Annotated in this window: 8 protein-coding genes and 1 pseudogene; 5 read left to right on the top strand and 4 right to left on the bottom strand. The window is 70.9% G+C overall.

Features of this window, described 5'->3' with window-relative positions:
* From TSO221_RS36535 to kdgT, 3 genes and pseudogenes are all read right to left on the bottom strand, one after another.
* Positions 1-104 (bottom strand): annotated as a pseudogene (locus TSO221_RS36535) (2-deoxy-D-gluconate 3-dehydrogenase); the annotation flags it as partial.
* A gap of 14 nt (positions 105-118) precedes the next feature.
* Entirely contained in the window at positions 119-889 is a 771-nt protein-coding gene (locus TSO221_RS23285) for a fumarylacetoacetate hydrolase family protein (protein WP_109120908.1), read from the bottom strand.
* Between the two features lie 7 nt (positions 890-896).
* Positions 897-1,910, bottom strand: a complete 1,014-nt coding sequence (gene kdgT / locus TSO221_RS23280) for a 2-keto-3-deoxygluconate transporter (protein ID WP_109120907.1) — start codon at positions 1,908-1,910, stop codon at positions 897-899.
* A 317-nt stretch (positions 1,911-2,227) separates the two neighbouring features.
* Between kdgT and TSO221_RS23275 the strand changes: the two genes are divergently transcribed.
* Positions 2,228-2,959 carry a GntR family transcriptional regulator gene (locus TSO221_RS23275; RefSeq protein WP_109120906.1) on the top strand — a complete coding sequence of 244 codons (732 nt, stop codon included), beginning with the start codon at positions 2,228-2,230 and terminating at the stop codon, positions 2,957-2,959.
* A gap of 265 nt (positions 2,960-3,224) precedes the next feature.
* Here TSO221_RS23275 and TSO221_RS23270 read toward each other — a convergent pair whose 3' ends face one another.
* Positions 3,225-4,607, bottom strand: a complete 1,383-nt coding sequence (locus TSO221_RS23270) for an esterase-like activity of phytase family protein (protein WP_109120905.1) — start codon at positions 4,605-4,607, stop codon at positions 3,225-3,227.
* A 425-nt stretch (positions 4,608-5,032) separates the two neighbouring features.
* On the opposite strand from TSO221_RS23270, the gene TSO221_RS23265 reads away from it, so the two are divergent.
* From TSO221_RS23265 to TSO221_RS23250, 4 genes are read left to right on the top strand one after another with little or no spacing between them, the layout of a single operon-like run.
* On the top strand, positions 5,033-5,941 hold the full coding sequence (locus TSO221_RS23265) for an ABC transporter substrate-binding protein (RefSeq protein ID WP_109120912.1): 909 nt from the start codon (positions 5,033-5,035) through the stop codon (positions 5,939-5,941).
* Between the two features lie 7 nt (positions 5,942-5,948).
* The gene (locus tag TSO221_RS23260) at positions 5,949-7,091 is read left to right on the top strand and encodes an ABC transporter permease (protein WP_109120904.1); all 1,143 of its coding nucleotides are present in this window, start codon (positions 5,949-5,951) and stop codon (positions 7,089-7,091) included.
* Entirely contained in the window at positions 7,088-8,020 is a 933-nt protein-coding gene (locus tag TSO221_RS23255) for an ABC transporter ATP-binding protein (protein WP_109120903.1), read from the top strand. The genes TSO221_RS23260 and TSO221_RS23255 overlap by 4 nt, the downstream gene beginning before the upstream one ends.
* Positions 8,017-8,751, top strand: a complete 735-nt coding sequence (locus TSO221_RS23250) for an ABC transporter permease (RefSeq protein ID WP_109120902.1) — start codon at positions 8,017-8,019, stop codon at positions 8,749-8,751. Before TSO221_RS23255 ends, TSO221_RS23250 begins: the two co-directional genes overlap by 4 nt.
* The last annotated feature ends 227 nt before the right edge of the window (positions 8,752-8,978 follow it).

Raw genomic sequence — 8,978 nt, 5'->3', positions numbered from 1 at the left:
TCGGCGCCGGCCGTGGCCAGCGCCACGGCGATGCCCTGGCCGATGCCGGTGTTGGCGCCGGTGACCAGCGCCACCTTGCCCGAGAGGTCGAAGGGGGTGCTCATCGTCTCGCGTCTCCTTATTGCACGGTCAGTTCGATGGTGCCGAGGCCGGCGTAGGTCGCCACCGCCCGCGACCCCGGCGGGACGAAGATCGTCCCGGTGCAGGAGCCGGTGGTGACGGTGTCGCCGGCGTGCAGGCCGCCGAACGGCCGCGACCCGACGTTGGCCAGCCACGTCAGCAGCCGCACCGGATCGCCGGCCGCGTTGCCGCCGATCACGTCCACGACGCGCTCGCCGCGGATGTCGAGGGTCAGCGGCTGGCGCACCGGATCGACGGCGCGCCAGTCCGCCACCGCCGGGCCGACGATCAGCGCGCCGTGGTTCGCCTGATCGGCCAGATGCGCCAGCGGGTCCTGCGAGCCGTAGGTGAGGAAGCGGGTGTCGCAGATCTCGAACGCCGGGTGCAGCGAGGCGACGGCGTCCAGCACCTCGTCGCGTGTCCACGGCTCGTCCCGCGCCGGCAGGTCGCGGCCGAGGCGGTAGACGATCTCCGCCTCGATGCCGATGACGTGGAACATGGTGGCCGGCAGCCGCTCCACCTCGAAGAACAGGGTGGCGGCGTTGATCGGCGCGCAGGACGGCTCGGCGTCCGGGCCGGGGGCGCCGACCTTCCAGGCGGTGACCGGACCGAGGCGGCGCGCCACCTCGGTCTGGATGGCGTAGGCCTCGGCGGCGGTCGCCGGGGCCACCGGCAGCGCGGACAGCGGGCGGCGGCTCTTGCGGGCGGCGACCAGCGCCGTGGCCGCTTCGGTGACGAGGGTGGTCAGGCGGGGCAGATGGGTGTCCATGGCGTCCTCACTCGGCCGGGGCGAGTTGGACGGCCTGAGCCTTGGCGGCCTCGGCGGCCTGATAGCGCTGCGAATTGATGCCGAAGCGACGCGACCACCAGGCGGTCAGGAGCGGGGTCAGCAGCGAGGTGACGACCACGCAGGTGGCGACCAGCGCCGTGGCGGCCGGGGCGACCGGGGCGAAGGTCGGCTCGATGGAGGCGATGATCGGCGGCACGGTGACGGCGGCGCCGGCGGTCGAGGCGGCGCCGATGCCGGCGGTGCCGTTGCCCTTGGCCAGGAAGATGTCGGCCAGCACCAGCGTGAAACCGGTCACCACGATCACCGCCAGACCCAGCGCGATGCCCAGCAGGCCGGTGTTCAGGATGGTGGCGAAGTTCAGGTTGTTGCCCAGCGCGAAGGCGAAGAAGGGCACCATCACCGGCACCGCCTGCCCGAAGAACTTGCGGAAGTCCTGGTCCAGGTTGCCGAGAATGAAGCCGATGAGGAAGGGCAGCAGGGCGCCGACCATGGTCTGCCACGGGAAGCTGGCGAGCCCGGCGAGGCCCAGCGTCAGCATCGTCATGAACGGGCCGGATTCCAGGCACATCAGGCAGAAGGCGCCGGCCTCCTCCTTGGTGCCGTACTGCTGCATGAGGGCCATGTACATGCCGCCGTTGGTGTCGTTCATGGCGGCGATGATCGCCAGCACCGACAGGCCGGCCAGGAAGCCGCTCTGGACGCCGTCGGCCGGGATGAAGAAGGAGGCGATGACGCCGGCCATCGCCGCGGTGACGATCTTCACCGACACCAGGACGCCGCTCTTGCGCAGCACCAGCGGCGTCGCCTTCAGGCTGATGGAGGCGCCGATGCAGAAGAACCAGACCGACAGGATCGGCAGCGTGCCGGTGATCAGGCCGTTGGTGAAGGAACCGAAGAACTTGCCGGTGCCCGGCGCGAAGCTGTTCAGGCAGGCGCCGAGGAACAGCGGCAGGATCATCATGCCGCCGGGGATGCGGTCGATCCGCGATTTCAGATTCATGTCCGACACTCCAGGATTGAGTCGTCGCAGTGGCGTGTCCGGCCGAGGGCGCGCGAAAGGGTGTTCCGCCCGCAGGGGGCGGCCGACGCGTGCCGGGCTGGACAGATCCGGGGTGCGCCGCGTCGGCCCCGTCGGGCCGCCGCGCGCTTCATGCATACTAGTATACTAGTATTGCGGCATTGTCAAACGTGCGGATTGTTTGCCGCGGCGGAATGTCGCAGACGGGGGCGGAAAAGCTTGATGCGGCAAGGCCTCGGGCATGGCGTCCGCCCCCGGCCCATGCTACTAGCGGTGGAGGTCGAGTGAAGGGAAGTCCGATGGTCAGCGTTGGCTCCGGTGCGATCCGCCGCCGCGCCCCGCGTCCAGGCCGGGCCGGGCGCGGGCGCGGCAGCACGGCGGCGCAGGAGATCTATCAGCATCTGCGCGCCGAGATCATGACTCTCCGGCGCAAGCCCGGCGAGCCGATCAGCGAGAACGAGCTGGCGGTGGCCTACGGCGTCAGCCGCACCCCGGTGCGCGAGGCGGTGCGCCAGCTCTCCGCCGAAGGGCTGCTGGAGGTGTTCCCGCAGGCCGGCACCTTCATCGCGCGCATTCCGCTGGCCAGCCTGCCGGAGGCGATGGTGGTGCGCGCCGCGCTGGAGGAGACCACCGCCCGCCACGCCGCCCGGACGGCGACGCCGGAGCAGATCCGCCGCCTCGACGCCATCCTGGACCGCCACCGGACCGCGGCGGCGGCCGAGGACCGGGAGGCCTTCCACCAAGCCGACGAGGATTTCCACGAGGCCATCGCCGCGGTCGCCGGCCTGTCCGGCGTGTGGGCGCTGGTTCAGCAGGTGAAGGTGCAGATCGACCGCTACCGCCGCCTGACCCTGCCGGGGCCGGGGCGCATGGTCCGGGTGATCGACGAGCACGCCGCCATCGCCGCGGCGATCGCGCGGCACGACCCCGAGGCGGCGGCCGGCGCCATCCACACGCACCTGGGCAAGCTGGCGGACGAGATCATCGCCTTCAGCAAGTCGATGCCCGACTACTTTCTGCCCGGGGAGTGACGCGGCGTCCGGAGGCGCTCCCTCCCCATGCCGTCATGCCCGGGCTTGTTCCGACTCTTTTAATTCGTCATCCCCGCGAAGGCGGGGATCCAGCGCTCGCGTCCGCGAGCCATATGAGTCATGTCGCCCCTGTCGGGGCTCACGCTGGATCCCCGCCTTCGCGGGGATGACGGCCGAGTGAGTGGTTGTTGTGGTAAGCCCCACGCTTCACTCAGCTTGCCCGGGGAGTGACGCGGCGCACCGCTTGGCGCGCCGCGCCGTCCCGTCACTTGGCCTTCAGCAGCGCCTCGACCTCCAGCAGGACGAGTTCGTTGTCGTCCGCCGCGTTGGGCTCGCGGGAGGAGGAGAAGGGCAGGTTGTTGTCGTTGCCGACCACGATGTGGCGGGCGTCCACCACGTCCACGTTCTCGATGGTGAAGAACGGGAAGGCCAGCACGCCGTCGGTCAGCGGCTTGCGCGCCTTCCTGTTCGGATCGGCGATGCGCATCAGGTCGATGTAGCCGATCTTGCGCGCCGGGGCGGACATGCCGCCGTCGGTCAGCTCGATCTTGTAGACCCGCTTGAACGACGCGACGCTGGAGAAGCAGGTCACCGTCGGCTCGCCCGGCTTGCAGGCCTTGTCGGCGGTGCCCTCGCCGTTGTCGCGCTCGATGATCAGGCCGGTGCTGGCGTCGATCATGTTGAAGTCGCCGATGGCGTTGCCGTTCTGCTCCAGCGTGTACTGCCAGGAGCGGCCGGTCCACGCCTCCTTGGCGACGTCGAACTCCAGGATGCGCAGGTATTCCTTGCCGTCGGCGGTGGTCTCGAAGGCCTTCCTGTCGGCCTGGAACACCGGGCCTTCCAGCAGCGGATAGAGGAAGCGGCCGTCCGGCGACGCCGCCATGCCCTCGAAGCCCTTGGAGCGGCGGATCTCGAACGTCATCGCCGGGGCGGCCGGGTTGGCCGGCGTGGCGACCGCCGGGTTGTCGGGCGAGCGCACCACCTTGCCGTCCACCTGGGTGTCGAACACCGCCAGCACCTTGCCGGTGAGGTCGGCCTTGATCAGCCACGGGCCGAACTCGTCGCCGATCCACAGGGCGCCGCCGGCGAACTGGAAGCTCTCGGTGTCGAAGTCACTGCCGGTGAGGTAGCGCTTCTCCGTCCCCTCATGGACGATGCGGAAGGGCACCTTCCTGTCGGGGTCGTGCAGGAAGATGGTCTCCAGCCGCTCGAAGCTGCCGGCCTCGAAATCGACCTTGTAGCGGTTGAGGTAGAGCGCCGAGTCGGGCGAGTTCGCCTTCGAACCGAAGCCGTTGTCGGTGAGGATCCAGAAGCTGCCGTCCGGCATGCGCTTGATGCCCGAATGGCCCTGCAGCGGCTGGCCCTGGAAGGGCAGCGACACGCCGGTCGGGCGGTCGGCCGACTTGCCCTCGACGCTGCCGATGGCCTCGGCCCGGCGGCCGGTGGTGAACTTGCCGGAGACGCGCAGGTCGGCCGGGGCGTCGGCCGGGACTTCGATGAAGCTCTTGGCCGGCAGCACGGCGTGCCCGGCGAGCGTGGCGGGGAAGGCCTGCTGCGCGGCGGCCGGGGCGGCATTCAGTAGGGTGGCGAGCGGCGTGAGGACGGCGGCCATCATGGCCGCCCGCGTCCAGGCGGGGGTGCGGGTCATCTCGGGAGCTCCCTTTCTCTTCACGAGGAGCCCCCTTCCTGCCAAGCCGCCGTGACGGGCGGATGACGGCGGTGCGACGGAACGGTGAAGCTTTCGTCTGCGAACAGTCGGCGGCGGTCAGGGCCGCAGGATGCCCTGGATCGGTCCGGGCGCCAGACCCCAGCGAAGCTTGGGGGGCAACGGCCTTTCCCGACAGCGAAAACTCTTGCCACGCCGAACGCGTCGATTTAGGATTTAAGTCTTAGAAGCGCATGGAACGGAACGGTGAACTGAACACGCCCCGCACACTGTTCCATGGTGTTTCACAGTGTTCCATTCGACCTGGGCACCTCCGGGGTCAAGGTGGACCGGCGGAAAGCCCGGCTTGCTGCGGGGCGCGAGGACGGCCATCTTCGATCCACGAACAGGAAAGACGGGGGGTGGAGATGCGCACGGTGATCGCGTTCATGCTCGGGCTTCTGCTGGCCGGCGGGAGCGCCCAGGCCGCCGACGCGGTGCGCGTCGGCTCGAAGCTCGATGCCGAGAGCGGCCTGCTCGGCACCATGATCCTGCAGATGCTGGAGGCCGGCGGCATCCCGACCGAGAACCGGATTCAGCTCGGCCCGACCAAGATCGTGCGCAGCGCGCTGCTGGCCGGCGAGATCGACATCTATCCGGAATACACCGGCAACGGCGCCTTCTTCTTCAACATCGACAGCGACCCGGTGTGGAAGAACGCCGGTGCCGGCTACGAGAAGGTCCGCCAGCTCGACCGCGAGAAGAACAACGTGGTCTGGCTGAAGCCGGCGCCGGCCAACAACACCTGGGCGATCGCCGTGCGCAAGGACGTGGCGGCGCCCAACGCCCTCGCCAGCATGGAGGACTTCGCCAAATGGGTCTCCGGCGGCGGCAAGGCGAAGATCGCCGCCTCGGCGGAGTTCGTCGAGAGCCCGGCGGCGCTGCCCTCCTTCCAGGGCACCTATGGCTTTGCGTTGAAGCCGGAGCAGATTCTGGTGCTGGCCGGCGGCGACACCGCGGCGACCATCCGCGCGGCGGCCGAGGGGACCTCCGGCGTCAACACCGCCATGGTCTACGGCACCGACGGCGCCATCTCGGCCCTCGACCTCGTGGTGATGGCCGACACCAAGGGGGCGCAGATGGTCTACGAGCCGGCGCCCACCGTGCGCGCCGCGGTGCTGGACAAGCACCCCAGGATCAAGGAGGCGCTGGAGCCGGTCTTCGCCTCGCTGGACGCCGGGACGCTGCGCACCCTGAACGCCCGCATCTCGGTGGAGGGGCAGGACGTCAAGCAGGTCGCCACGGCCTACCTGAAGTCCAAGGGGTTCCTGAAATGACGGCGGGATGATCGGCAACCGCGTCCTGTTCGCGCTGGCCGTGGCCGCCGTGGCCGCCGCGGCGGCGCTGCCGTTCCTGGGCTTCGCGCCCAACCGGCTGCTGTCCGGCCGGCCGATCCCGCTGTCGGCGGCGCTGGAGCTGCCCTGGGGACTGGCCGTGCTGCCCGGCGTCTGGCTGCTCGCCGCGCCGTTCCTGCGGCCGGGGCGGGGCGTGCTGGCGGCGACCGTCGCCGCGGCGGTGCTGCTGGCGTCCGGGCTGCTCGCCCTGGCCGGGCACCACGCGGCGCAACTGGCGGCGTTGGCCTCCCCGGCGGCGCGCACCTCGTTCGGCAGCGGGTTCTGGGTGCTGGAGGCGGCGGCGCTGCTGGCCGCGCTGGATGGTGTCCGCCGCCTGGGGCTGGCGCCGGCGGCGCGCATCGCCGTGGGGGCGGGGGCGGCACTGCTGCTGGCGGCGCCGCTGCTGGCCGGGCAGCTCGACCAGCTCTCCATCCTCAAGGAATACGCCAACCGCCGCGACGTCTTCGCCGACGCGGTGGTGCGGCACGGCGTCATCGTTGCGGCGGCGCTGGTGCCGACGCTGCTCGTCGGCGTGCCGCTGGGCGTGCTGGCGCAGCGCCGCCACGCCGTCGGGCGGGTGGTGTTCCCGGTGCTCAACGTCGTGCAGACCATCCCCTCCATCGCGCTGTTCGGGCTGCTGCTGGCGCCGTTGTCGGCGCTGGCCGGCGCGTGGCCGGGGCTGGGGATCAGCGGCGTCGGGCTGGGACCGGCGGTGATCGCGCTGACGCTTTATTCGCTGCTGCCCATCGTGCGGAACGTCGCGGCCGGGCTGGACGGCGTGCCGGCGCCGGTGCGGCAGGCGGCGCGCGGCATGGGCATGACGCCGCGCCAGGTCTTCCTGCGCGTCGACGTGCCGCTGGCGCTGCCGGTCTTCCTGTCGGGGCTGCGCATCACGCTGGTGCAGGCGGTGGGGCTGGCCGCGGTGGCGGCGCTGATCGGCGCCGGCGGCCTCGGCGCCATCATGTTCCAGGGGCTGTTCGCCAACGCCCTCGACCTCGTGCTGCTGGGGGCGGTGCCGGTGATCCTGCTGGCGGTCGCCGTCGACAGCGCGCTGCGGCTGGCGGTGGCCCTGCTGGCGAGGAGCCCGGCATGATCGCGTTCGAGGGCGTGACCAAGCGCTTCGGCCCGTGGGTCGCCGTGGACGACGTGTCCTTCACGGTGGAGGACGGGGCGTTCTGCGTGCTCATCGGCCCATCGGGGTCGGGCAAGTCGACGCTGCTGAAGACGGTCAACCGGCTGGTGGTCCCGGACGCCGGCACCGTCCGCATCGACGGCGAGGACATCGCCGCCCTGCCGGCGGAGGAGCTGCGCCGGCGCATGGGCTACGTCATCCAGTCGGTCGGGCTGTTCCCGCACTGGACGGTCGAGCGCAACATCGCCACTGTGCCGTCGCTGCTCGGCTGGCCGAAGGCGCGCGTGCGCGACCGGGTGATCGCGCTGATGGAACTGCTGCACCTCGATCCGGAGCGGTTCCGTGGGGCGTTCCCGCACCAGCTCTCGGGCGGGCAGCAGCAGCGCGTCGGGGTGGCGCGGGCGCTGGCGGCGGAACCGCGCATCCTGCTGATGGACGAGCCGTTCAGCGCGCTCGACCCGATCACCCGCGGCACGCTGCAGGCGGAGCTGGCGACCATCCACCGCCAGACCGGCACCACCATCGTCTTCGTCACCCACGACATGGACGAGGCGCTGAAGCTCGCCGACCGGATCGCCGTGCTGGACCATGGCCGGCTGGTCCAGCACGCCGCGCCGCGGGACATCCTGGCCCGTCCGGCCGGCGACCTCGTCCGCGACCTCGTCGGGCGCGAGGAGTGGGGGTTGAAGCGCCTCGCCGTGGAGACGGCGGGCGAGCGCGCCCGGCCGGCCAACGGCGGCGTGCCGGACGGCGAGCCGCTGCCCGGCGATACGCCGCTGCGCCGGGCGCTGTCGGAGATGGTCAGCCGCGGGACCGACCGGCTGGCCGTGGTGGACGAGCAGGGGCGGCCGGCCGGCGTCCTCCATCTCGGCGATCTGGTGCGGCCATGAGGGGCGGCGGGCTCCGGCTGGTGTTTGCGGCTTTGGCGCTGGCGGCGCTGGTGCTCGGCATGCCGCTGCTGAAGCCGCTGTTCGCAACGCTCTACCCGGCGCTGGAGCGGCCGTTCTATGAAGGCGACAGCTTCCTGGCGCTGACCGCCGACCATCTGGCGTTGGTCGGCGTGTCGAGCCTTGCGGCGGTGCTGGCCGGCGTCGTCGCCGGCATCCTGGTGACGCGGCCGGCGGGGGCCGAGTTCCGCGGCGTGGTCGAGGCGGTCGCCACCATGGGGCAGACCTTCCCGCCGGTGGCCGTGCTCGCCCTCGCCGTGCCGGCCATGGGGTTCGGCCCGGTGCCGGCGCTGATCGCGCTGACGCTCTACGCGCTGCTGCCCGTCGTCGAGAACACCGTCGCCGGCCTGGAGGGTGTGCCCGACGCGGTGCTGGAGAGCGCGCGGGGCCTGGGCATGCGTCCGGCCGAGATCCTCTGGCGGGTCGAACTGCCGTTGGCCGCGCCGGTGATCCTCGCCGGGGTGCGCACCGCCGTGGTCATCAACGTGGGCACCGCGGCCATCGCCTCCACCGTCGGGGTCAAGACGCTGGGGCTGCCGATCATCATCGGGCTGAATGGGGCCAACCAGGCCTACGTGATCCAGGGCGCGGCGGTGGTCGCGGCGCTCGCCCTCGTCCTCGATCTCGGGTTCGAGCGGCTGACCGCCGCGTTGTCACGCTGGCGGCGGGTGTAATCGCCCTAAAATACATCAAATACACTCGACAATTATTGCGATCCGTGACCGGGATCATTCTTATCGATGGGGGTAGTCTCCCTTTTCGTACTTACTCATGTCTTGGTTGTTGTGTTAGCTGTGCCGGCCGTTCCGCAGGCGATCCTGCCCCGGGCAGGGGGTCGTGTGCCGGAGTCAAACGACGCGAAAAAGCGCGAGGGAGAAGTCATGCGACAGAGTCTCCGCGA

This window comes from Azospirillum sp. TSO22-1, assembly GCF_003116015.1.
Classification (GTDB): Bacteria; Pseudomonadota; Alphaproteobacteria; order Azospirillales; family Azospirillaceae; genus Azospirillum.
Note: the sequence above shows the minus strand (reverse complement) of the source record. Positions and strands in the feature narration are given on the sequence as shown.

Coding starts and splice junctions, on each gene's coding strand:
- TSO221_RS23250 (WP_109120902.1), top strand. CDS start 8,017: ATGAGGGGCGGCGGGCTCCGGCTGGTGTTTGCGGCTTTGGCGCTGGCG.
- TSO221_RS23265 (WP_109120912.1), top strand. CDS start 5,033: ATGCGCACGGTGATCGCGTTCATGCTCGGGCTTCTGCTGGCCGGCGGG.
- TSO221_RS23275 (WP_109120906.1), top strand. CDS start 2,228: ATGGTCAGCGTTGGCTCCGGTGCGATCCGCCGCCGCGCCCCGCGTCCA.
- TSO221_RS23285 (WP_109120908.1), bottom strand. CDS start 889: ATGGACACCCATCTGCCCCGCCTGACCACCCTCGTCACCGAAGCGGCC.
- kdgT (WP_109120907.1), bottom strand. CDS start 1,910: ATGAATCTGAAATCGCGGATCGACCGCATCCCCGGCGGCATGATGATC.
- TSO221_RS23270 (WP_109120905.1), bottom strand. CDS start 4,607: ATGACCCGCACCCCCGCCTGGACGCGGGCGGCCATGATGGCCGCCGTC.
- TSO221_RS23255 (WP_109120903.1), top strand. CDS start 7,088: ATGATCGCGTTCGAGGGCGTGACCAAGCGCTTCGGCCCGTGGGTCGCC.
- TSO221_RS23260 (WP_109120904.1), top strand. CDS start 5,949: ATGATCGGCAACCGCGTCCTGTTCGCGCTGGCCGTGGCCGCCGTGGCC.